The 23,254-nt window shown below is 72.2% G+C and carries 18 protein-coding genes; 2 read left to right on the forward strand and 16 right to left on the reverse strand.

The window, feature by feature from the left end; all coding sequences use genetic code 11:
- Positions 1 to 56 precede the first annotated feature (56 nt).
- Positions 57 to 1,259: an FAD-dependent oxidoreductase gene (locus tag ACIQVT_RS28335; RefSeq protein WP_403759969.1), complete on the reverse strand. Its 1,203-nt coding sequence runs from the start codon at positions 1,257 to 1,259 to the stop codon at positions 57 to 59.
- Positions 1,260 to 1,310: 51 nt separating this feature from the next.
- Positions 1,311 to 2,606 (reverse strand): ATP-grasp domain-containing protein, encoded by a 1,296-nt coding sequence (locus tag ACIQVT_RS28340; protein ID WP_403759972.1) that lies wholly within the window; start codon positions 2,604 to 2,606, stop codon positions 1,311 to 1,313.
- A 230-nt stretch (positions 2,607 to 2,836) separates the two neighbouring features.
- Here ACIQVT_RS28340 and fahA point away from each other — a divergent pair, with 230 nt between their 5' ends.
- Positions 2,837 to 4,054 carry a fumarylacetoacetase gene (fahA, locus tag ACIQVT_RS28345; RefSeq protein ID WP_403760264.1) on the forward strand — a complete coding sequence of 406 codons (1,218 nt, stop codon included), beginning with the start codon at positions 2,837 to 2,839 and terminating at the stop codon, positions 4,052 to 4,054.
- Positions 4,055 to 4,274: 220 nt separating this feature from the next.
- Positions 4,275 to 5,213: a M56 family metallopeptidase gene (locus ACIQVT_RS28350; protein WP_403759975.1), complete on the forward strand. Its 939-nt coding sequence runs from the start codon at positions 4,275 to 4,277 to the stop codon at positions 5,211 to 5,213.
- Between the two features lie 49 nt (positions 5,214 to 5,262).
- On the opposite strand, the gene recQ is transcribed toward ACIQVT_RS28350, so the two are convergent.
- The 14 genes from recQ to ACIQVT_RS28420 form a co-directional block, all read right to left on the reverse strand.
- Positions 5,263 to 7,362, reverse strand: coding sequence for a DNA helicase RecQ (gene recQ / locus ACIQVT_RS28355; protein ID WP_403759978.1), 2,100 nt, complete (start codon positions 7,360 to 7,362; stop codon positions 5,263 to 5,265).
- 187 nt (positions 7,363 to 7,549) lie between these two features.
- Positions 7,550 to 9,199, reverse strand: coding sequence for an NADH-quinone oxidoreductase subunit NuoN (gene nuoN / locus ACIQVT_RS28360; RefSeq protein ID WP_403759980.1), 1,650 nt, complete (start codon positions 9,197 to 9,199; stop codon positions 7,550 to 7,552).
- The gene (locus ACIQVT_RS28365; protein ID WP_403759983.1) at positions 9,196 to 10,767 is read right to left on the reverse strand and encodes an NADH-quinone oxidoreductase subunit M; all 1,572 of its coding nucleotides are present in this window, start codon (positions 10,765 to 10,767) and stop codon (positions 9,196 to 9,198) included. Before ACIQVT_RS28365 ends, nuoN begins: the two co-directional genes overlap by 4 nt.
- A 5-nt stretch (positions 10,768 to 10,772) precedes the next feature.
- The gene (gene nuoL, locus ACIQVT_RS28370) at positions 10,773 to 12,719 is read right to left on the reverse strand and encodes an NADH-quinone oxidoreductase subunit L (RefSeq protein ID WP_403759986.1); all 1,947 of its coding nucleotides are present in this window, start codon (positions 12,717 to 12,719) and stop codon (positions 10,773 to 10,775) included.
- A 16-nt stretch (positions 12,720 to 12,735) separates the two neighbouring features.
- Positions 12,736 to 13,035, reverse strand: a complete 300-nt coding sequence (gene nuoK, locus ACIQVT_RS28375; RefSeq protein ID WP_121787439.1) for an NADH-quinone oxidoreductase subunit NuoK — start codon at positions 13,033 to 13,035, stop codon at positions 12,736 to 12,738.
- Positions 13,032 to 13,877 (reverse strand): NADH-quinone oxidoreductase subunit J, encoded by an 846-nt coding sequence (locus ACIQVT_RS28380; RefSeq protein WP_403759990.1) that lies wholly within the window; start codon positions 13,875 to 13,877, stop codon positions 13,032 to 13,034. The genes nuoK and ACIQVT_RS28380 overlap by 4 nt, the downstream gene beginning before the upstream one ends.
- Positions 13,874 to 14,524, reverse strand: a complete 651-nt coding sequence (nuoI, locus tag ACIQVT_RS28385; protein ID WP_403759993.1) for an NADH-quinone oxidoreductase subunit NuoI — start codon at positions 14,522 to 14,524, stop codon at positions 13,874 to 13,876. The genes ACIQVT_RS28380 and nuoI overlap by 4 nt, the downstream gene beginning before the upstream one ends.
- Positions 14,517 to 15,881, reverse strand: a complete 1,365-nt coding sequence (nuoH, locus tag ACIQVT_RS28390) for an NADH-quinone oxidoreductase subunit NuoH (protein WP_403759996.1) — start codon at positions 15,879 to 15,881, stop codon at positions 14,517 to 14,519. Before nuoH ends, nuoI begins: the two co-directional genes overlap by 8 nt.
- On the reverse strand, positions 15,878 to 18,382 hold the full coding sequence (locus ACIQVT_RS28395; protein ID WP_403759999.1) for an NADH-quinone oxidoreductase subunit G: 2,505 nt from the start codon (positions 18,380 to 18,382) through the stop codon (positions 15,878 to 15,880). The genes nuoH and ACIQVT_RS28395 overlap by 4 nt, the downstream gene beginning before the upstream one ends.
- Positions 18,379 to 19,725, reverse strand: coding sequence for an NADH-quinone oxidoreductase subunit NuoF (nuoF, locus tag ACIQVT_RS28400; RefSeq protein ID WP_403760001.1), 1,347 nt, complete (start codon positions 19,723 to 19,725; stop codon positions 18,379 to 18,381). The genes ACIQVT_RS28395 and nuoF overlap by 4 nt, the downstream gene beginning before the upstream one ends.
- Positions 19,725 to 20,612 carry an NADH-quinone oxidoreductase subunit NuoE gene (gene nuoE, locus ACIQVT_RS28405; RefSeq protein WP_403760004.1) on the reverse strand — a complete coding sequence of 296 codons (888 nt, stop codon included), beginning with the start codon at positions 20,610 to 20,612 and terminating at the stop codon, positions 19,725 to 19,727. Before nuoE ends, nuoF begins: the two co-directional genes overlap by 1 nt.
- On the reverse strand, positions 20,609 to 21,931 hold the full coding sequence (locus ACIQVT_RS28410; protein WP_403760006.1) for an NADH-quinone oxidoreductase subunit D: 1,323 nt from the start codon (positions 21,929 to 21,931) through the stop codon (positions 20,609 to 20,611). The genes nuoE and ACIQVT_RS28410 overlap by 4 nt, the downstream gene beginning before the upstream one ends.
- Positions 21,928 to 22,698: an NADH-quinone oxidoreductase subunit C gene (locus ACIQVT_RS28415; protein ID WP_403760009.1), complete on the reverse strand. Its 771-nt coding sequence runs from the start codon at positions 22,696 to 22,698 to the stop codon at positions 21,928 to 21,930. Before ACIQVT_RS28415 ends, ACIQVT_RS28410 begins: the two co-directional genes overlap by 4 nt.
- A complete protein-coding gene (locus ACIQVT_RS28420; protein ID WP_403760012.1) occupies positions 22,695 to 23,249 on the reverse strand; it encodes a NuoB/complex I 20 kDa subunit family protein in 555 nt (184 codons plus the stop codon). The genes ACIQVT_RS28415 and ACIQVT_RS28420 overlap by 4 nt, the downstream gene beginning before the upstream one ends.
- Positions 23,250 to 23,254 lie beyond the last annotated feature (5 nt).

Consider the following 23,254-nt stretch of genomic DNA (forward strand, 5'->3'; position numbering starts at 1 on the left):
GCTCCCGCAGGCACTTGCCCGCTGACCGGGCCCCGGCCGGCACCGGCGCGGCGGGGTCAGCCGTGGGCCGCCGCCAGGTGTCTCGCCAGGCGCGGGGAGGCGAACTCCGTGCCGCAGACGAACCGCATCACCGGGCCGTACGACGACGCCGCCGGCAGACCGGTGAAGTACAGGCCCGGCACGGAGGAGACGCAGCCGGGGCCGAGCCTCGGCGCACCGCGGCTCACCGCGAGCCGGCCGCGCAGCCCGGGGCCGAGGAAGTCCAGCGCCGCGAGGTCGACGCGGTAGCCGGTGGCGGCGATGACGTGGTCGGCGGCGAGCCGCTCGGTCCGCCCGCCGTGGGTGCGGACGGTCAGCACCGGGGTGCCGTCCGGGGCCTCGGCGCCCACCACCCGCTCCACGTCCCGCACCCGCACCCCGCGCTCGAAACGCTCACGCAGCCACCAGGCGCCGAGCGGGCCGAGGACCCGGCGGACCAGGTAGTGGCGGGTGGCCTCGGGCAGGAAGCGGTACGGATCCGGGTGGCGGCTGAGCGCCCACAGCGACCAGGCGCGGCCGAACGGGGACCGCGGCCGGAACGCCGGCTGCCGCCACGGCGGGCTGCCGAAGGCGACCCGCCCCCGGCCGCGCGCGACCACGCGCACCCGGGCCCCCGCCTCCGCCGCGAGCGTCGCCGTCTCCAGCGCGGACTGGCCGGCGCCGACGACGATCACCTCCCGGCCGGCGAACCGGCCGAGGTCGTGGTGCTGGGAGCTGTGCGAGACCGGGCCGGACGGGGAGGGTCCGCCGGCCGCCGCTCCCGTCAGCTCCGGCGGCAGGTGGGCGAAGCCCGACAGACCGGTGGCGACGACGACGGCGCGCGCGGTGAACGACTCACCGGAGTCCAGCCGGAGGGCGAGACCACCGCCCCGGTCGTGCTCGACCGAGCCGACGCGCACCCGCTCCAGACCGGGCACCAGCGCGCGCTGGAACCACTCGCCGTAGGCGGTGAACGTCTCCACCGGGATGATGTCCTCGTCGGTCACCAGGCGGCGGACGCCGGCCGCGTCGCAGTAGTCGGCGAGGGTGTGGCCGGGCTGCGGGCAGTCGAGGTTCGAGGCGGCGGGCGTCGACTTCAGGAGCATGCCCTCGGGCATGTGGTCGCGCCAGCTGACCATGGGCTCGCCGAAGACGCGGACGGGGATGCCGCGGGCCCGCAGGTGGGCGGCGGTGGACAGGCCGAACGGTCCCGCCCCGATGACTGCGACCGGTCGATTCACGAGGTGCCCTCCCTGGACGCGGTGCGCGACTTGGTCATGGCCCTGCCTGCCTCACGGTCCCGCCCGCCCCGCCCGCTTGCCGGTGGTGCCGTCGCGGCGGTGCGCTCGCCACAGCTGGCACAGGTGCCGTGCGCCGGGGCGCACGAAGCGGGCGAGCATCGTGAGGAACGGCAGCGGGTCGTCCCCCGCGAACCAGGCCAGCTCCGTGCCGCTGGCCCGCACCGGCGCGTGCGGGGTGGTGTATCCGCTGCGGCGGTAGGCGAGGAGGGCGGGGAGGTCGATGTTCTCCACGATGTAGCGGTGGCCGGCGCGCTGTTCCGCCCGGGGGACGGCACGGCCGGTCAGGTGCAGGTGCAGGGCGCGTACGACGTCCACGCCGGACGCGTTCTCGAAGAGCCGGAACTGGGCGCCCACCCGCGGGTTGAAGTCGAGGAGCTTGTACCGGCCGTCGCGCCGGTCGAAGCGCAGGTCGAGGTCGACGACGCCGCTGAAGCCGATCCGTCTGACGAAACGCGCGGCGAGCCCGGCGAGTTCCGGGTTGTCGACGACGTACGCGTGCGCCGTCATGCCGGCGTGCGGCGGCCAGGAGCGCACCTTGACGCCGGTGAACAGCGCCAGCGGGCTGGAGTCCTGGTCGAAGCAGGCGTGCACGATCCAGTCCTCGGCGTCCTCGCGCGGCAGGTACTCCTGGAGGACCACTCCGGGCTCCCCGCCCCAGTCGCGGGCCAGGCTGAGCAGCCCCTCACGCGTGCCGATCCGGGTGGTGCCGTGCACCGCGGGCCGCCGGCGCCGCACGAACGCCTCCCGGTTCTTGGCCACCACCGGGAAACGGGTGCGGTCCGCGAAGGCGACGACGTCCCCGTACGACCGCGGGAACGCGGCCGCGGGACTCGCCACGCCGTGCTCCGCGCACAGGTCGTGCAGCCCCTCCTTGCTCGCCAGCCGGCGCGGCAGCCCCGGGTCCACGCGCGGGAAGAGGAAGGAGCCGGCCAGGTGCTCCTGGTGCTCGGCGATCAGGACGGCGGCCTCCTCGTCCGTCGGGATCAGGACGGCGGGGCGGCCGATCCGACGGCCGATCCGCAGCAGGCCCTCGACCAGGTGGTCCGGGTCCTCCGCACCGGTCGTCGGCCACACGAACGCCTTCCTCAGGTACCGGGACGACGCCGCCGGTGTGTACCGGTCCTCGCTGATCGCGTACATGGGCACGCCCAGGCGACCCAGGCTGCGGATCGCGCCGACGCCTCCGTGGTGCAGCGGGTAGTGGCCGAACTTGACGATCAGGCCCGGCACGTCACGGTCGGCCGTCCACGGTGCGCCGACGGCGTCCCCGGCCACGGGTGCCCCCACGTGTCCCCCCAGAGATCGGCCCCGTCCGCGTCCCGAAACGACGCTAAGCCGGAACTACCGCCTCCGACAAGGGTCATCCGGACATTGCGAACCCTTTAGGCATCGTGCGGACAACCCCCCGGGCACCCCGGAAGGCACTGCCCAATCCACGGGGATCAGCCGTAACGTGTGGCCCGACCACATGGAACGCAGTGCCATGGATGGCCTGGATGAGAGCGAGGCAGCACCCCATGCCCCCCTTCGACGTCCCCGAGGGCGACCCCTTCGGCCCGCACAACCTTCCCTACGGCGTGTTCTCACCCTCCGACGGCACCGGGCCGAGGGTCGGGGTCCGGCTCGGGGACCACGTCCTCGACGCGGGCGCCGCCGCCGCGGCCCTCGGCTCGCCGCACCGCTCACTGCTCGGGCGGCCCACCCTCAACCCGCTGCTGGCGGCCGGTCCCGGCACCTGGTCGGAGGTGCGGCGCGACCTCGTCTCCTGGGTCACGGACCCCGCGCACCGCGCGACGGTCGAGCCGCTGTTCCACGCCCTGTCCGAGGTGACCCTGCACCTGCCCTTCGAGGTCGCGGACTACGTCGACTTCTACGCCTCGGAGCACCACGCCCGCAACGCCGGCCGGATCTTCCGCCCGGACGCCGCGGACTCCCTCATGCCCAACTGGAAGCACCTGCCGGTCGGCTACCACGGGCGGGCCGGCACAGTCGTGGTCTCCGGCACGGACGTCGTACGCCCCTGTGGCCAGCGCAAGGGCCCGGGCGACCCGGCGCCGGTCTTCGGCCCGTCGGTCCGGCTGGACATCGAGGCCGAGGTCGGCTTCGTCGTGGGCGCCCCCTCCGAGCAGGGCCGGCCGGTCGGGCTCGGCGAGTTCCGCGAGCACGTCTTCGGGCTGTGCCTGCTGAACGACTGGTCCGCGCGGGACATCCAGGCCTGGGAGTACGTGCCCCTCGGCCCGTTCCTCGCCAAGTCGTTCGCCACCTCGGTGTCGGCGTGGATCACCCCGCTGGCGGCGCTGGAGCACGCGCGCGTGGCACCCCCGGAGCGCACCCACCCCCTGCTGCCCTACCTGGACGACTCCGCGCCCGGCGTGGACCGGGACGGCTACGACCTGCGCATCTCCGTCGCGGTCAACGGCCATGTGGTCTCCGAGCCGCCGTTCTCCACCATGTACTGGACCGCAGCCCAGCAACTCGCCCACATGACGGTCAACGGCGCCTCGCTGCGCACCGGCGACCTGTACGGCTCCGGCACGGTCAGCGGCCCCGCCGAGCACCAGCGCGGCTCGCTGCTGGAGCTGACCTGGAACGGCCGCGATCCCCTCGAACTACCCGACGGCAAGCGGACGTTCCTGGAGGACGGGGACGTGGTGACCCTCACGGCCTGGGCCCCCGGCGCCGACGGACACCGGGTCGGCCTGGGCGAGGTCACCGGGCGGGTCGTGGCCTTCTGACCCCCGCGCCGGGCGCCGTCCCCCCGGCGTCCGGCCCGGGGCGACCCCGCTCGCCCGCAGCGGGTCCACCGGATCGGCTCCGGCACCTGACTCCGGGGGCCCGTCTTCGTCATACTGACAGGGACACGCATCACACGCGGCGGTGCGCGGCCGCCCCGCCGCGCGCCCGGCACCACCGATCCCCGCACGCCCCTTCCCGACCAGGAACCGGAGCCCCGGCATGACCGTCTGCCTGCTCCTGCTGAGCGTCGTCGCCCTGACGGCCGCCGTGCCGGCACCGCGCGCGCTGACCCGCGCCGCCTGGCCCGAGCGGGACCCCGTGGTCGCGCTGTGGGTGTGGCAGTGCCTGGTCGCCACCGTCCTGCTGTGCTGCCTGACCGCGCTGGTCCTCGGCACGGCCGCCGTCTTCCACACCGTCCGCGACCGGGTGTTCGCCCCCGCGCCGCCCGCCGTCACCGCCGCCTACGACCTGTCCGCCGCGCCGGTGTGGGCCGCCGCCCTGACCGTGCTGCTGGCCTGCGGGGCCGGCTGGACGACGGCCATGCTGGGCCGGGAACTCTTCGAGGCCCGCCGCAGCCGCGGCCAGACCAGGGCGCAGCTGCGCGAGCGCGCCCCCGACCTGCCGGCCGGACTGCCGGCGGCGCGCGGCCCGATGCTGGTGCTGGAGGACGAGTACCCGGACGCCTGGTGGCTGCCCGGCCACCCCGCGCAACTCGTCGTCACCACGGGGGCGCTGCACCGCCTGACCGACCACCAGCTGGACGCCGTGCTCACCCACGAGCGCGGTCACGCCCGGGCGCATCACGACTGGCTGCTGCACCTGTCCACGGCGCTGGCCACGGGTTTCCCGCGCGTGCCGCTCTTCGCCCACTTCTGCGACCAGACGCACCGCCTGGTCGAGCTGGCCGCCGACGACACGGCGTCCCGGCGCTGCGGGCACCTCACCACGGCCCTGGCGCTGATCGAGCTGAACCAGCACCGGGGTGTGCTGTCCTGCGACTCCAGCCGCCGTCTGCTCGGCGAACGCGTGGACCGGCTGCTGGAGCCGCCGCCGCGGCTCCTGCGCCGGCAGCGCGCCCTGACGACGACGGTGGCCGCGCTGGTCCCGCTGGTGCCGCTGCTGATCACCTTCGCACCGGGTCTGACGGCCCTGTCCTGACCGGCCGCGCCCGGGGCACCTCGGGCGCCGCGCCTCGGGCCCGGCTCGGTCACATCCAGTCGTCGGGCTCCGGCTCGTCCTCCGGCTCGGGCCAGTGGTCCTCGGGGGACTCGGCGGATGCGGTGTCCTCGGGAGCGGCCGCGGGGGCCGGGACGGCGGCGTCCGGGACGGCGGCGTCCGCGGCGGCGTCCGGGACGGCGGCGTCCGCGGCGGCGTCCGGGGCCGGTCCGTCCAGGGCGGCCAGGACCTCCAGCACCCCTTCCCCGTACGTCACCAGCTTCTTCTCGCCGACGCCGTTCACCGTGCCCAGTTCGCGCACGGAACGGGGCCGCTGGGTGACGATCTCCCGCAGGGTGGCGTCGTGGAAGATGACGTACGCCGGGACGCCCTGCTCCCTGGCCTGTTCGGCACGCCAGGCCCGCAGGGCCTCGAAGGCCGGGAGCAGCTCCCCGGGCAGCTCGACCGCGGCGGCCCTGGCCTTGCGCTCCCCGCCGGAGGCGCCGCCCGACCGGGACCGGACCGCGGTCGGCTTCTTGGGTTCCTTGCGCAGCGGGACCTCGCGCTCCCGCCGCAGCACCGCGCCGCTGGCCTCGGTCAGCGTCAGGGTGCCGTACTCCCCCTCGACCGCGAGCAGGCCCTGGGCGAGCAGTTGCCGGATGACGCCCCGCCACTCGCCCTCGGTGAGGTCCTGGCCGATGCCGAAGACGGACAGCTGGTCGTGGTCGAACTGGATGACCTTGGCGCTGCGCTTGCCGAGGAGGATGTCGATGATCTGGACCGCGCCGAACTTCTGCCCGCGCTCGCGCTGGAGCCGTACGACCGTGGACAGCACCTTCTGCGCGGCGACGGTGCCGTCCCAGGTCTCCGGCGGGGTCAGGCAGGTGTCGCAGTTGCCGCAGGCCACCGGCTCGGGATCCTGGCCGAAGTAGGCGAGGAGCTGGGCGCGGCGGCACTGAGCCGTCTCGCACAGGGCGAGCATGGCGTCGAGGTGGGCGGCGGCACGGCGGCGGAACGCCTCGTCGCCCTCGCCGGACTGGATGAGCTTGCGCTGCTGTATGACGTCGTTGAGGCCGTACGCCATCCAGGCGGTGGACGGCAGCCCGTCCCGGCCCGCGCGGCCGGTCTCCTGGTAGTAGCCCTCGATGGACTTGGGCAGGTCCAGGTGTGCGACGAAGCGGACGTCCGGCTTGTCGATGCCCATGCCGAAGGCGATGGTCGCCACGACGACCAGGCCCTCCTCGCGCAGGAACCGGGACTGGTGGGCGGCGCGGACGGCCGCGTCCAGACCCGCGTGGTAGGGCACCGCCGCGATGCCGTTGGCGGTCAGGAACTCCGCCGTTCGCTCGACCGAGTTGCGCGAGAGGCAGTACACGATGCCGGCGTCGCCCGCGTGCTCCTCCCGGAGGAAGGCCAGCAGCTGCTTCTTGGGGTCGGCCTTGGGCACGATCCGGTACTGGATGTTGGGCCGGTCGAAGCTGGCGACGAAGTGGCGGGCCGTCGGCAGGTTCAGCCGCTCGGTGATCTCCCGGTGGGTGGCGCGGGTGGCCGTGGCGGTCAGGGCGATCCGCGGGACGTCCGGCCAGCGCTCGCCGAGCAGGGACAGCGACAGGTAGTCGGGGCGGAAGTCGTGGCCCCACTGGGCGACGCAGTGCGCCTCGTCGATGGCGAAGACGGAGATCTTGCCGCGGGAGAGCAGGTTCAGCGTGGAGTCCAGGCGCAGCCGCTCCGGCGCCAGGTACAGCAGGTCGAGCTCGCCCGCCAGGAACTCGGCCTCGACCGTGCGCCGCTCGTCGAAGCCCTGGGTGGAGTTCATGAAGCCGGCGCGGACACCGAGGGCGCGCAGGGCGTCCACCTGGTCCTGCATGAGGGCGATCAGCGGGGAGACCACCACGCCGGTGCCGGGCCGGACCAGGGCCGGGATCTGGTAGCACAGCGACTTGCCGCCGCCGGTCGGCATGAGGACGAGGGCGTCGCCGCCCGCGACCACGTGCTCGATGACGGCCTGCTGCTCGCCCCGGAAGGCGCCGTACCCGAAGACCCGGTGCAGCGTGGCCAGTGCCTCGCTGTCGGTGGCCAGTGCCCCGCTGTCGGCCGTCTCCGGTCCCTCGGTCACCTGTGGCATCTCACTGATCCCGCCCGTCGCGCCCATCGTCCTGCCCCCGTCGGTCCCCCGTGTGTCGTCTCTCGACCGCTGCCTCCACCATAGGGGCCCGGACCGACAGCGCCGGAGTTATCCACAGGCCGGACCCCGGAATGGTGACGCCGGTCATCCGCGCGCGCCGCTGCCCGGCGCCCTCGCGGCGAGGGGGCCGGGCAGCGGCGCGCGCGGATGGGGGTCAGCGGACGAAGACCCCGGCCTGGCCGGCCAGGTCCAGGAAGTACTGCGGTGCCACCCCGAGGACCAGGGTCACCGCGACGCCCATGCCGATCGCCACCATGGTCAGCGGTGACGGCACGGCGACGGTCGGGCCGTCGGGCCGCGGCTCGCTGAAGAACATCAGGACGATCACCCGGATGTAGAAGAACGCGGCGATGGCCGAGGAGATCACACCGATCACGACCAGCGGGGCCGCCCCGCCGTCCGCCGCCGCCTTGAACACGGCGAACTTCCCCGCGAAGCCCGAGGTCAGCGGGATGCCGGCGAAGGCCAGCAGGAAGACCGCGAAGACGGCGGCCACCAGCGGCGAGCGGCGGCCGAGCCCCGCCCACTTGGACAGGTGGGTCGCCTCGCCGCCGGCGTCGCGGACCAGCGTGACCACGGCGAAGGCGCCGATCGTCACGAAGGAGTAGCCGGCCAGGTAGAAGAGGACGGAGGACACCCCGTCCCGTGACGTGGCGATGACGCCGGCGAGGATGAACCCGGCGTGCGCGATGGACGAGTACGCCAGCAGCCGCTTGATGTCGGTCTGGGTGATGGCGACGATCGCGCCGCCCAGCATGGTGACGACGGCCACGGCCCACATCACCGGCCGCCAGTCCCAGCGCAGCCCGGGCAGGACGACGTACAGCAGGCGCAGCAGCGCGCCGAACGCGGCCACCTTCGTCGCCGCCGCCATGAAGCCGGTCACGGGGGTGGGCGCGCCCTGGTAGACGTCGGGCGTCCACATGTGGAACGGCACCGCGCCGACCTTGAACAGCAGCCCCATCACGATCATGGCGGCGCCGATGAGCAGCAGCACGTCGTTGCCGGTGGTGCCGGCGAGCGCCGGGTCGACGTTGCCGGCGGTGCCGTCGACGACCTGGGCGATGCGCGCGTACGACACCGAGCCGGCGTAGCCGTAGAGCAGGGCGATGCCGAACAGGGTGAACGCGGAGGCGAACGCGCCGAGCAGGAAGTACTTGACCGCGGCCTCCTGTGACATGAGCCGCTTGCGGCGGGCCAGGGCGCACAGCAGGTACAGCGGCAGGGAGAGGACCTCCAGGGCCACGAAGAGGGTCAGCAGGTCGTTGGCCGACGGGAAGACCAGCATGCCGCCGACCGCGAAGAGCAGGAGCGGGAAGACCTCGGTGGTGGTGAAGCCGGCCCGGACCGCCGCCTTCTCGCTGTCGCTGCCGGGTACGGCGGCGGCCTGCGCGGCGAAGGAGTCGACGCGGTTGCCGTGGGCGGCCGGGTCCAGCCGCCGCTCGGCGAAGGTGAACAGCCCGACCAGGCCGGCCAGCAGGATCGTGCCCTGGAGGAACAGGGCGGGGCCGTCGACCGCGATGGCGCCCATCGCCGCGATGTGCGCCTTCGTGGTGCCGTAGCCGCCGGCCGCGAGCGCGACGACCGCGGCGAACCCGGCGCACAGGGCGGCGGCGGACAGGATCAGCTGGGCGTGGTAGCGGAACCTGCGCGGGACGAACGCCTCGACGAGCACACCGAGGAGCGCCGCGCCGATGACGATCAGGGTCGGGGACAATTGCGCGTATTCGATCTTCGGCGCGTCGATCTTGGAGATCGGGTCGGCCGCGTTTGTCCACAGGCTGTGGACGGCTGCTGCGCTCACTTGGCCGCCTCCACCGCGGGCTTGGGGTCCTTCTTCTGGACGTCGGACATGGTCTGCTTGACCGCCGGGTTGACGATGTCCGTGACGGGCTTCGGGTAGACGCCCAGCACGATCAGCAGCGCGATCAGCGGTGCCACGACCACCAGTTCGCGCACGCGCAGGTCGGGCATGGCCGCCACCGAGGGTTTCACCGGGCCCGTCATCGTCCGCTGGTACAGGACCAGGGTGTAGAGCGCGGCCAGGACGATGCCGAGGGTGGCGATGATCCCGATCACCGGGTAGCGGGCGAACGTGCCGACCAGGACCAGGAACTCGCTCACGAACGGCGCGAGGCCGGGCAGCGAGAGGGTGGCGAGACCACCGATCAGGAACGTGCCGGCGAGCACCGGGGCGACCTTCTGCACGCCTCCGTAGTCGGCGATGAGCCGCGAGCCGCGCCGGGAGATCAGGAACCCGGCGACCAGCATCAGCGCGGCCGTGGAGATGCCGTGGTTGACCATGTACAGGGTCGCGCCGGACTGGCCCTGGCTGGTCATCGCGAAGATGCCCAGGATGATGAAGCCGAAGTGGGAGATGGACGCGTACGCCACCAGGCGCTTGATGTCGCGCTGGCCGACGGCGAGCAGCGCGCCGTAGAGGACGCTGATCAGCGCCAGGACCAGGATGACGGGCGTCGCCCACTTGCTGGCCTGCGGGAACAGCTGGAGGCAGAAGCGAAGCATCGCGAAGGTGCCCACCTTGTCCACGACCGCGGTGATGAGCACGGCGACCGGGGCGGTGGACTCCTGCATCGCGTTGGGCAGCCAGGTGTGCAGCGGCCACAGCGGCGCCTTCACCGCGAAGGCGAAGAAGAAGCCGAGGAACAGCCAGCGTTCCGTGCCGGTCGCCATGTGCAGGGAGCCGCTCGCGCGGGCCTCGGCGATCTGCTGGAGGCTGAAGTTGCCCGCCACCACGTACAGCCCGATCACCGCGGCCAGCATGATCAGCCCGCCGACCAGGTTGTAGAGCAGGAACTTCACGGCCGCGTACGACCGCTGGGTGGCCGCCGTCTCCTCGCCGTGCTCGTGGGCACGGTCCCCGAAGCCGCCGATGAGGAAGTACATCGGGATGAGCATGGCTTCGAAGAAGATGTAGAAGAGGAAGACGTCGGTGGCCTCGAACGAGATGATCACCATCGCCTCGACCGCCAGGATCAGCGCGAAGAAGCCCTGGGTGGGTCGCCAGCGGCGGTTGCCGGTCTCCAGCGGGTCGGCGTCGTGCCACCCGGCCAGGATGATGAACGGCATCAGGACGGCGGTCAGCGCGAGCAGCGCGACCGCGATGCCGTCGACGCCCAGTTCGTAGCGGACCCCGAAGTCGCTGATCCAGGCGTGGGACTCGGTGAGCTGGTAGCGGGCGCCGCCCGGGTCGAAGCGGACCAGGACGGTGACGGCCAGGGCGAGCGTGGCGAGCGAGACGACCAGCGCCAGCCACTTGGCGGCGGTGCGCCGGGTGGCCGGTACGGCGGCCGTGGCGACGGCCCCGAGGGCCGGGAGCGCCGCCGTCGCTGTCAGCAGGGGAAAGGACATCGGTATCAGACCGCCCTCATCAGCAGGGTCGCGGCGACCAGGAGTGCCGCGCCGCCGAACATCGACACCGCGTAGGAGCGGGCGAAGCCGTTCTGGAGCCGGCGCAGCCGACCGGACAGGCCGCCGAACCCGGCCGCCGTGCCGTTGACGACTCCGTCGACCAGGGTGTGATCGACGTAGACCAGGGAGCGCGTCAGGTGCTCGCCGCCCCGCACCAGGACCACGTGGTTGAAGTCGTCCTGGAGCAGGTCGCGGCGGGCCGCGCGGGTGAGCAGGGAGCCGCGCGGGGCGACGGCCGGGACGGGCTTGCGGCCGTACTGGGCCCAGGCGAGGGCGACGCCGATGACCAGGCAGACCATGGTGGCGCCGGTGACCTCGCCCGCGCCGACCGGCGAGTGGCCCTCCTGGTAGCCGGTGACCGGTTCCAGCCAGTGCAGGAAGCGGTCGCCGATGCTGAAGAATCCGCCAGCGAGGACCGAGCCGACGGCCAGCACGACCATCGGGATCGTCATGACCTTCGGCGACTCGTGCGGGTGCGGCTCCGCGTGCTCGCCGCGGTGCTCGGCGGCGGGCTCGGCGCTCGGCGCCTCGGGGGAACGGGTGGGCCGGTCCCGCCAGCGCTCCTCGCCGAAGAAGGTCATCAGCATCACGCGCGTCATGTAGAACGCGGTGAGGGCCGCGCCGAGCAGGGCCGCGCCGCCGAGGATCCAGCCCTCGGTGCCGCCCTTGGCGAACGCCGCCTCGATGATCTTGTCCTTGGAGAAGAAGCCGGACAGGCCCGGGAAGCCGATGATGGCGAGGTAGCCGAGGCCGAAGGTGACGAACGTGACCGGCATGTACTTCCGCAGGCCGCCGTAGCGGCGCATGTCGACCTCGTCGTTCATGCCGTGCATCACGGAGCCGGCGCCGAGGAACAGACCGGCCTTGAAGAAGCCGTGCGTCACCAGGTGCATGATCGCGAAGACGTAGCCGATGGGGCCGAGGCCCGCCGCGAGGACCATGTAGCCGATCTGCGACATGGTCGAGCCGGCCAGCGCCTTCTTGATGTCGTCCTTGGCGCAACCGACGATCGCACCGAACAGCAGCGTGACGGCGCCGACGACGGTGACCACCAGCTGCGCGTCGGGGGCCGCGTCGAACAGGGCCCCGGAGCGGACGATCAGGTAGACGCCCGCGGTCACCATGGTCGCCGCGTGGATCAGGGCGGAGACCGGCGTGGGGCCCTCCATGGCGTCGCCGAGCCAGGACTGGAGCGGCACCTGGGCGGACTTGCCGCAGGCGGCGAGCAGCAGCATCAGGCCGATCGCGGTGAGCTTCCCCTCGGAGGCGTCGCCGGTGTGGCCGAGGACCGGGCCGAAGGCGAAGGTGCCGAAGGTGATGAACATCAGCATGATCGCGATCGACAGGCCCATGTCGCCGACGCGGTTGACCAGGAAGGCCTTCTTCGCGGCGGTCGCGGCGCTGGGCTTGTGCTGCCAGAAGCCGATCAGCAGGTACGAGGCGAGGCCGACGCCCTCCCAGCCGACGTACAGCAGCAGGTAGTTGTCGGCGAGGACGAGCAGCAGCATCGCCGCGAGGAACAGGTTGAGGTAGCCGAAGAAGCGGCGGCGGCGTTCGTCGTGCTCCATGTAGCCGACCGAGTACAGGTGGATCAGGGAGCCGACGCCCGTGATGAGCAGGACGAACGTCATGGACAGCTGGTCGAGGCGGAAGGTGACGTCCGCCTGGAAGCCGCCTACCGGGATCCACGTCCACAGGTGCTGGGTCAGCGTGCGGTGTTCCGCGCCCCTGCCGAGCAGGCCGGCGAAGAGGATCACGCCGATCACGAAGGACGCGGTCGACAGGAGCGTGCCGATCCAGTGGCCGACGCGGTCGAGCCGCCGACCACCGACCAGGAGGACGGCCGCTCCGAGCAGGGGCGCCGCGATGAGCGGCGCGATCAGGTTCTCCACGATTCTTTCCGACCCCTTACAGCTTCATCAGGCTGGCGTCGTCGACCGAGGCCGAGTGGCGGGTGCGGAACAGCGACACGATGATCGCGAGACCCACCACGACCTCCGCCGCGGCGACGACCATCGTGAAGAAGGCGATGATCTGGCCGTCGAGGTTGCCGTGCATCCGGGAGAAGACGACGAACGCGAGGTTGCAGGCGTTCAGCATCAGTTCGACGCACATGAAGACCACGATGGCGTTGCGCCGGATCAGGACGCCGGTGGCGCCGATCGTGAACAGCAGTGCGGCGAGGTAGAGGTAGTTGACCGGGTTCACTTGGACGCCTCCTCGGGCCGCTTGAACGTCGCCGGTTCGACCGCCCTGCGCTCCAGCCGCTCCTCGGCCCGCTGTTCCAGCGCCCGCAGGTCGTTCAGCGCCTCCGCGGACACGTCACGGACCTGGCCGCGCTCGCGCAGCGTCTTGCTGACGGTCAGCTCGGAGGGGGTGCCGTCGGGCAGCAGGCCCGCGACGTCCACGGCGTTGTGCCGGGCGTAGACGCCGGGGGCGGGCAGCGGCGGGATGTGCCTGCCCTCGCGGATGCGCCGCTCGGCCAGCTCGCGCTGGGTCCGGGCGGGCTCGGTGCGCTCGCGGTGGGTGAGCACCATGGCGCCGACCGCGGCCGTGATCAGCAGGGCGCCGGTGATCTCGAAGGCGAAGACGTACTTGGTGAAGATGAGGGCCGCGAGGCCCTCCACGTTGCCGTTCGCGTTGGCCGCGCCGGTCCCGGCGAAGTCCTTCAGGGAGGCGTTGGCGATGCCGGCGAACAGCAGGACGCCGAAGCCGGCCCCGCACACCAGGGCCAGCCAGCGCTGGCCCCTGATGGTCTCCTTCAGGGAGTCCGCGGCCGTGACGCCGACCAGCATCACCACGAACAGGAACAGCATCATGATCGCGCCGGTGTAGACGACGATCTGCACGATGCCGAGGAAGTAGGCGCCGTTGGCGAGGTAGAAGACCGCCAGCACGATCATCGTGCCGGCGAGGCTGAGCGCGCTGTGCACGGCCTTCCTCATGAGGACGGTGCTCAGGGCGCCGATCACCGCGACGGTGCCGAGGACCCAGAACTGGAACGCCTCACCGGTGGAGGTCGTGTAGGCGGCGAGATCCTGCGCGTTCATCCGCCGATCACCTTCTCCGAGGCCGGCTCCTCCTCGCCGAAGGTGGACGCGGCCTCCTCGGGTACCTCACCCCTGGAGACGGCGGTCTGCCGGACCGTGCCGGGCGCGGCCTGGGTCACCAGGCCCCGGTAGTAGTCCTGTTCGTCCGTGCCCGGGAAGATCGAGTGGGGGGAGTCGACCATGCCCTCCTCCAGGCCGGCGAGCAGCTGCTCCTTGGTGTAGATGAGGTTGGCGCGGCTGGAGTCGGCCAGCTCGAACTCGTTGGTCATCGTCAGCGCCCGGGTGGGGCACGCCTCGATGCACAGGCCGCACAGGATGCAGCGGGCGTAGTTGATCTGGTAGACGCGGCCGTAGCGCTCGCCCGGCGAGTAGCGCTCCTCGTCGGTGTTGTCGGCGCCCTCCACGTAGATGGCGTCGGCGGGACAGGCCCAGGCGCACAGCTCGCAGCCGACGCACTTCTCCAGGCCGTCCGGATGGCGGTTGAGCTGGTGCCGTCCGTGGAACCGCGGAGCCGTGGTCTTCTTCTGCTCCGGGTACTGCTCGGTCAGCCGCTTCTTGAACATGGCCTTGAAGGTCACGCCGAAGCCGGCGACGGGGTTCTGGAGACCGGGCTTGTCGGGCCCGGCCTCCTGGGGCTCCTCAGCCATCGGACGCCTCCTTTCCCTGCGTAGATCCGTCACTCACGCTGTCCGGTCCGCCACTGACGACCAGCTCCCGGTCGCGGTGCGACCGGCGCCTGGGCACCGGCGGCAACTCCTGCCCGGGCAGCGGCGGTACGGGGAACCCGCCCGCCATCGGGTCGAAGGCCGGCTGCTCCTCGGCGGCCGCTTCGGAGGTCTTCGCCCGGTCGCGGAACATGTCGGCGACGAAGGAGACCAGCAGCAGGGCCAGGACACCGCCGCCCACGTAGAGGGCGATGTCGGCGAAGTCGTAGTTCTCGTTGTGCAGGGCCCGTACGGTCGCGACCAGCATCAGCCAGGTCACGGAGACCGGGATGAGGACCTTCCAGCCGAGCTTCATCAGCTGGTCGTAGCGGACGCGGGGCAGCGTGCCGCGCAGCCAGATGAAGAAGAACAGCAGCAGCTGCACCTTGATGACGAACCAGAGCAGCGGCCACCAGCCGTGGTTCGCGCCCGCCCAGAAGCCGGTGATCGGCCAGGGCGCCCGCCAGCCGCCGAGGAACAGGGTGGTCGACACGGCCGAGACGGTCACCATGTTGACGTACTCGGCGAGCATGAACATCGCGAACTTGATGGACGAGTACTCGGTGTTGAACCCGCCGACCAGGTCGCCCTCGGACTCCGGCATGTCGAAGGGGGCGCGGTTGGTCTCGCCGACCATCGTGACGATGTAGAGGATGAAGGAGACCGGCAGCAGCGCGATGTACCAGCGGTCGTGCTGCTGGGCCACGATGGTGGACGTCGACATCGAGCCGGAGTAGAGGAACACGGAGGCGAACGCGGCGCCCATGGCGATCTCGTAGGAGATCATCTGCGCGCAGGAGCGCAGTCCGCCGAGGAGCGGGTAGGTGGAGCCGGAGCTCCAGCCCGCCAGGACGATGCCGTAGATGCCGACGGAGGCGACCGCGAGGATGTAGAGCATCGCGATCGGCAGGTCGGTCAGCTGCATCGCGGTGCGGTGGCCGAAGATCGAGACCTCGTCGTCGGCCGGGCCGAAGGGGATCACCGCGATCGCCATGAAGGCCGGGATGGCCGCGACGATCGGCGCGAGGACGTAGACGACCTTGTCGGCGCGCTTGACGATCAGGTCTTCCTTGAGCATCAGCTTCACGCCGTCGGCGAGCGACTGGAGCATGCCCCAGGGGCCGTGCCGGTTGGGCCCGATGCGCAGCTGCATCCAGGCGACGACCTTGCGTTCCCAGACGATGGAGAACAGCACGGTCACCATCAGGAACGCGAAGCAGAAGACCGCCTTGACGACGACCAGCCACCAGGGGTCGGTGCCGAACATGGAGAGGTCCTCGGCGGCGACGTACCCGCTCATGCCTCCACCTCCTTGGTGGCCTGGTCGGCGGGGGCCGCCGGGCCGATGCGGACGAGGGAGCCGGGCGTGGCCCCGGTGCCGGCGGCCACGCCGGGGCCGGCGGAGTTCAGCGGCAGCCAGACCACCCGGTCGGGCATGTCGGTGACCTGGAGCGGCAGGGCCAGGGAGCCGGCGGGGCCGGTGACGGCCAGCAGGCCGCCGTCGCCGACGCCGGCCTCGGCGGCCGTCGCGGCGGACACCCGCGCGTGCGCGGCGTGCCGGGTGCCGGCGAGCGCCTCGTCGCCCTGCTGGAGGACGCCCAGGTCGAGCAGGAGCCGGTGTCCGGCGAGCACGGCCTCGCCGGCGGCCGGCCGGGGCAGTACGCCCGCGGACTCCGTGGGCGCGGCGGCCCGGGGGCCGTTCCAGGGGCCCAGCCGGTCGATCTCCGCGCGGGCGGTGCGCAGGTCGGGCAGGCCCAGGTGGACGTCCATGGCGTCGGCGAGCATGTGCAGCACGCGTGTGTCGGCCGGCGCGAGGCGGCGGGTCATCTGGTCGGGCTTGAGCGCGGCCTCGAACGAGCGCACCCGGCCCTCCCAGTTGAGGAAGGTGCCCGCCTTCTCGGGGACCGCGGCGACCGGCAGGACCACGTCGGCGTGGTCGGTGACCTCACCGGGCCGCAGTTCGAGGGAGACCAGGAAGCCGACGTTCGCGAGGGCCTCCCGCGCCCGTGCCGGGTCGGGGAGGTCGGCGACCTCCACCCCGGCGACGAGGAGCGCGGACAGTTCGCCGCCGGCGGCGGCCTCCAGGATCTGGTGGGTGTCGCGGCCGTAGCGCATCGGGAGGTCGGCGAGGCCCCAGACGGCGGCGACCTCCTCGCGCGCCCGCGGGTCGGTCGCGGGACGGCCCCCGGGCAGCAGCGACGGCAGCGCGCCGGCCTCGACGGCGCCGCGCTCGCCGGCCCGGCGCGGGATCCACACCAGTTCGGCGCCGGTCGCGGTGGCGGCGCGCAGCGCGGCGGTGAGGCCGCCGGCGACGCCGGCCAGCCGCTCCCCCACGACGATGACCGCGCCCGGCGCGCGCAGCGCCTCGGCGGCCTGGGCGCCGGGCCCCTCCAGTCCGGTGCCGCTCGCGAGGGCGTCCAGCCACTCGGGCTCGGTGCCGGGCGCGGCCGGCAGCAGGGTGCCGCCGGCCTTCTCGAGGCCCCGGGTGGCGTGGGTGGCCAGTGAGAACACCCGCTGCTTGCGCTTGCGCCAGGCCTTGCGCAGCCGCAGGAAGACGCCGGGGGCCTCCTCCTCCGACTCGAAGCCGGCGAGCAGGACGGCGGGCGCGTGCTCCAGAGAGGTGTACGTGACTCCCGTGCCGTCCAGGTCATGGCCGCGGCCGGCGACCCGGGCCGCCAGGAAGTCGGCCTCCTCGCCGCTGTGCACGCGCGCGCGGAAGTCGATGTCGTTGGTGTCGAGCGCCACGCGCGCGAACTTGCTGTACGCGTAGGCGTCCTCGACGGTGAGCCGGCCGCCGGTGAGGACGCCGGCCCGGGACCGGGCGGCGCGCAGCCCGCGCGCGGCGGCTTCCAGCGCCTCGGGCCAGGACGCGGGCTCCAGGACGCCGTCGGCGCCTCGGACCAGCGGGGTGTCGAGCCGGTCGCGCTGCTGGGCGTACCGGAACGCGAACCGGCCCTTGTCGCAGAGCCACTCCTCGTTGACCTCGGGGTCGTCGGCGGCCAGTCGCCGCATGACCTTGCCGCGCCGGTGGTCGGTGCGCGTGGCGCAGCCGCCGGCGCAGTGCTCGCACACGGACGGCGAGGAGATCAGGTCGAAGGGGCGCGAGCGGAAGCGGTACGCCGCCGAGGTGAGGGCGCCGACCGGGCAGATCTGGATGGTGTTGCCGGAGAAGTACGACTCGAACGGGTCGCCCTCGCCGGTGCCGACCTGCTGGAGCGCGCCCCGCTCGACCAGTTCGATCATCGGGTCGCCCGCGACCTGGTTGGAGAAGCGGGTGCAGCGGGCGCACAGCACGCACCGCTCGCGGTCGAGCAGCACCTGCGTGGAGATGGGGACGGGCTTGTCGTAGGTCCGCTTCCTGCCCTCGAAGCGGGACTCGGCGTTGCCGTGCGACATCGCCTGGTTCTGGAGCGGGCACTCGCCGCCCTTGTCGCAGACCGGGCAGTCCAGCGGGTGGTTGATGAGCAGCAGCTCCATCACGCCGTGCTGGGCCTTCTCGGCGACCGGCGAGGTGAGGTGGGTCTTCACCACCATGCCGTCGGTGCAGGTGATGGTGCAGGACGCCATCGGCTTGCGCTGGCCCTCGACCTCGACGATGCACTGGCGGCAGGCGCCGGCCGGGTCCAGCAGGGGGTGGTCGCAGAACCGGGGGATCTCGATGCCGAGCTGCTCGGCGGCCCGGATGACCAGGGTGCCCTTGGGCACGCTGATCTCGGCGCCGTCGATCGTCAGGGTGACGAGGTCCTCCGGCGGGACCGCCGGCCCGCCCCCCGGGGTGGGGGCGCTGGTGGTCACGGTCATGCGTTCACCTCCGGGCGGTCCGCCCAGGCCGTCGCTTCGGCCGGGTCGAAGGGGCAGCCCCGGCCCGTGATGTGCTGCTCGTACTCCTCGCGGAAGTACTTGAGCGAGGAGAAGATCGGGGATGCGGCGCCGTCGCCGAGGGCGCAGAAGGACTTGCCGTTGATGTTGTCGGCGATGTCGGCGAGCTTGTCCAGGTCGGACATGGCGCCCTTGCCGGCCTCGATGTCCCGCAGCAACTGCACCAGCCAGTAGGTGCCTTCGCGGCAGGGGGTGCACTTGCCGCAGGACTCGTGGGCGTAGAACTCGGTCCAGCGGGTCACCGCCCGCACCACGCAGGTCGTCTCGTCGAAGCACTGCAAGGCCTTCGTGCCGAGCATGGAGCCGGCGGCGCCCACCCCTTCGTAGTCGAGCGGGACGTCGAGGTGCTCGTCGGTGAACATCGGGGTCGAGGAGCCGCCCGGCGTCCAGAACTTCAGGCGGTGTCCGGGGCGCATGCCGCCGCTCATGTCGAGGAGCTGGCGCAGGGTGATGCCGAGCGGGGCCTCGTACTGGCCGGGGCCGGCGACGTGGCCGCTGAGGGAGTAGAGCGTGAAGCCGGGGGACTTCTCGCTGCCCATCGACCGGAACCATTCCTTGCCGTTGCGCAGGATGGCGGGGACCGACGCGATCGACTCGACGTTGTTCACCACGGTGGGGCAGGCGTAGAGGCCCTCCACGGCGGGGAAGGGTGGCCGCAGCCGCGGCTGGCCGCGGCGGCCCTCCAGCGAGTCGAGCAGCGCGGTCTCCTCGCCGCAGATGTACGCGCCGGCGCCCGCGTGCACGGTGACCTCGAGGTCGAGTCCGCTGCCCAGGACGTTCTCGCCGAGGTAGCCGGCCTCGCGGGCCTCGCGGACGGCCTCGTGCAGCCGCCGCAGCACGGGGACGACCTCGCCGCGCAGGTAGATGAAGGCGTGCGAGGACCTGATCGCGTAGCACGCGATGACGATGCCCTCGATGAGGCTGTGCGGGTTGGCGAAGAGGAGCGGGATGTCCTTGCAGGTGCCCGGCTCCGACTCGTCGGCGTTGACGACCAGGTAGTGCGGCTTGCCGTCGCCCTGGGGGATGAACTGCCACTTCATCCCGGTCGGGAATCCCGCGCCGCCGCGGCCGCGCAGCCCGGAGTCCTTGACGTACGCGATGAGGTCGTCCGGTGTCATGGCGAGCGCCTTGCGGAGCCCCTCGTACCCCTCGTGCCGGCGGTAGACGTCCAGGGACCAGGAGCGGTCCTCGTCCCAGAACGCCGACAGCACGGGCGCGAGCAGTTTCTCGGGGCTGGTGTCCTTCACCTCGGGTACCGCGGTCATCACTCCCCCTCCTCGGCGGTCGGCCCTGCCGGGTGGGCGGGGTCGGAGGCCGATGTGTCCTGCGGAGCGTCGTGGGAACTGAGGTGCTCGGCCGGCGACGGCTCGTGCGCCGCCCGGTCGCGCGGTTCCCCGCCCGCCCCCGTCTCGTGCGGGCCGCCGTCGCGCGGGTGCACCACGCGCGCGGGCGCGGCCTCGCCCTTGGCCAGGCGGAGGCCGGCCAGCGACGGGGGTCCCGCGCTGCCGCCCTCCTCGACGGCGCCGGGCCGTTCGTCGGGGAAGCCGGCCAGGATGCGGGCGGTCTCCTTGAAGGTGCACAGCCGGGCGCCCCGGGTGGGCTGCACGGGCCGTCCCGCGCGGAGGTCGTCGACCAGGCGCCGGGCAGCGGCGGGCGTCTGGTTGTCGAAGAACTCCCAGTTGACCATCACGACCGGCGCGAAGTCGCAGGCCGCGTTGCACTCGATGTGCTCCAGGGTGACCTTGCCGTCGTCGGTGGTCTCGCCGTTGCCGATGCCCAGGTGCTCCTGGAGGCTCTCGAAGATGGCGTCGCCGCCCATGACCGCGCAGAGCGTGTTGGTGCACACGCCGACCTGGTAGTCGCCGGACGGCCGGCGCCGGTACATGGTGTAGAAGGTGGCGACGGCGGTCACCTCGGCGGTGGTCAGGCCGAGCACGTCGGCGCAGAAGCGCATGCCGGTGCGGGTGACGTGGCCCTCCTCCGACTGCACGAGGTGGAGCAGCGGCAGCAGGGCGGAGCGGGAGTCGGGGTAGCGGGCGATGAGCTCGCGCGCGTCCGCCTCCAGCCGGGTGCGGACGTCGTCCGGGTACGCGGGGGCGGGCAGCTCGGGCATGCCCAGGCCGACGCCCCGCTCCGAGGAAGATGTGGTCACCGGTCGACGCCTCCCATCACGGGGTCGATGGACGCGACGGCGACGATGACGTCGGCGACCTGGCCGCCCTCGCACATCGCCGCCATGGCCTGAAGGTTGGTGAAGGACGGGTCGCGGAAGTGGACCCGGTAGGGGCGGGTGCCGCCGTCGGAGACGGCGTGCACGCCGAGTTCGCCCTTGGGTGACTCCACGGCCGCGTAGGCCTGTCCCGGCGGGACCCGGAACCCCTCGGTGACGAGCTTGAAGTGGTGGATCAGGGCCTCCATGGAGGTGCCCATGATCTTCTTGATGTGGTCCAGGGAGTTGCCGAGTCCGTCGGGTCCGAGGGCGAGCTGGGCGGGCCAGGCGATCTTCTTGTCGGCCACCATGACGGGGCCGGGCTGGAGCCGGTCCAGGCACTGCTCGATGATCCGCAGGGACTGGCGCATCTCCTCCAGGCGAATGAGGAAGCGGCCGTAGGCGTCGCAGCTGTCGGTGGTGGGGACGTCGAAGTCGTACGTCTCGTAGCCGCAGTACGGCTGGGCCTTGCGCAGGTCGTGGGGCAGGCCGGTGGAGCGCAGGATCGGGCCGGTGGCGCCGAGGGCCATGCAGCCGCTCAGGTCGAGGTGGCCGACGTCCCGCATGCGGGCCTTGAAGATGGGGTTCCCGGTGGCGAGCTTGTCGTACTCCGGGAGGTTCTTGTTCATCTTCTTCACGAACTCGCGGATCTGGTCCACCGCGCCGGGCGGGAGGTCCTGGGCGAGTCCGCCGGGCCGGATGTACGCGTGGTTCATGCGCAGGCCCGTGATCAGTTCGTAGAGGTCGAGAATCATTTCACGATCACGGAATCCGTAGATCATGATCGTGGTGGCGCCCAGTTCCATGCCGCCGGTGGCGATGCACACCAGGTGGGAGGAGAGCCGGTTCAGCTCCATCAGGAGCACGCGGATGATCGTGGCGCGGTCGGTGATCCGGTCCTCGATGCCGAGGAGCTTCTCGACGGCGAGGCAGTAGGCGGTCTCGTTGAAGAAGGACGTCAGGTAGTCCATGCGCGTGACGAAGGTGGTGCCCTGCGTCCACGTGCGGTACTCGAGGTTCTTCTCGATGCCGGTGTGCAGGTAGCCGATGCCGCAGCGGGCCTCGGTGACCGTCTCGCCGTCGATCTCCAGGATCAGGCGGAGCACTCCGTGGGTGGACGGGTGCTGGGGGCCCATGTTGACGACGATGCGCTCGTCGTCGGCGCGGGCCGCGGACTGGACGACCTCGTCCCAGTCGCCGCCGGTGACCGTGTAGACGGTGCCCTCGGTGGTCTCGCGGGGGGAGGCCTGGGAAGTGCTCACGAGTACGACCTCCGCTGGTCCGGAGCCGGGATCTGGGCGCCCTTGTACTCGACGGCGATGCCGCCGAGGGGGTAGTCCTTGCGCTGGGGGTGGCCCTGCCAGTCGTCCGGCATCATGATCCGGGTGAGGGCCGGGTGTCCGTCGAAGACGATCCCGAAGAAGTCGTAGGTCTCGCGCTCGTGCCAGTCGTTCGTCGGGTAGACGGGGACCAGGGACGGGATGCGCGGGTCGCTGTCGGGGGCGGCGGTCTCCAGGCGGATCAGCCGGTTGTGGGTGATCGAGCGCAGGTGGTAGACGGCGTGCAGTTCGCGGCCCTTGTCCTCGGGGTAGTGGACGCCGCTGACGCCGGTGCACAGTTCGAAGCGCAGCGCCGGGTCGTCGCGCAGGGTGCGGGCGACCAGGAGCAGGTGCTCGCGTTCGATGTGGAAGGTCAGCTCGCCGCGGTCGACGACCGTCCGGTCGATGGCGTTCTCCGGGAGCAGTCCCTGTTCCTCCAGGGCGCCCTCCAGTTCGTCGGCGACCTCGTCGAACCAGCCGCCGTAGGGGCGGGCCGTCGGTCCCGGGAGCCGGACCGAGCGGACCAGGCCGCCGTAGCCGGAGGTGTCGCCGCCGTTGTTCGCGCCGAACATGCCGCGCTGGACGCGGATCTCCTCGCCTCCCCGGCCGCGGCGGCCGGGGAGGTTGGCGGCGGAGAGGTCGTTCTCCGGGTTGGCGCCGTCGGCGGATCCGCCGACCCCGGCGCCGTGGGTGCCGTTCGCGTCGCTCACCGCAGCAGCCCCTTCATCTCGATCGTGGGCAGGGCCTTGAGCGCCGCCTCCTCCGCCTCGCGGGCCGCCTCCTCGGCGTTGACGCCGAGCTTGGTGGAGCCGATCTTCTGGTGGAGCTTGAGGATCGCGTCCATGAGCATCTCGGGGCGGGGCGGGCAGCCCGGCAGGTAGATGTCGACCGGGACGATGTGGTCGACGCCCTGGACGATCGCGTAGTTGTTGAACATGCCCCCCGAGGAGGCGCAGACGCCCATGGAGATCACCCACTTGGGGTTGGGCATCTGGTCGTAGACCTGCCTCAGGACGGGCGCCATCTTCTGGCTGACCCGGCCGGCGACGATCATCAGGTCGGCCTGGCGCGGTGAGCCGCGGAAGACCTCCATGCCGAAGCGGGCCAGGTCGTAGCGGCCGGCGCCGGTGGTCATCATCTCGATGGCGCAGCAGGCCAGGCCGAAGGTGGCCGGGAAGACGGACGCCTTGCGCACCCAGCCCGCGGCCTGCTCGACGGTGGTGAGCAGGAATCCGCTCGGCAGCTTTTCTTCGAGTCCCATGTCTT

It is taken from the genome of Streptomyces sp. NPDC100445, assembly GCF_044759735.1.
GTDB lineage: Bacteria > Actinomycetota > Actinomycetes > Streptomycetales > Streptomycetaceae > Streptomyces.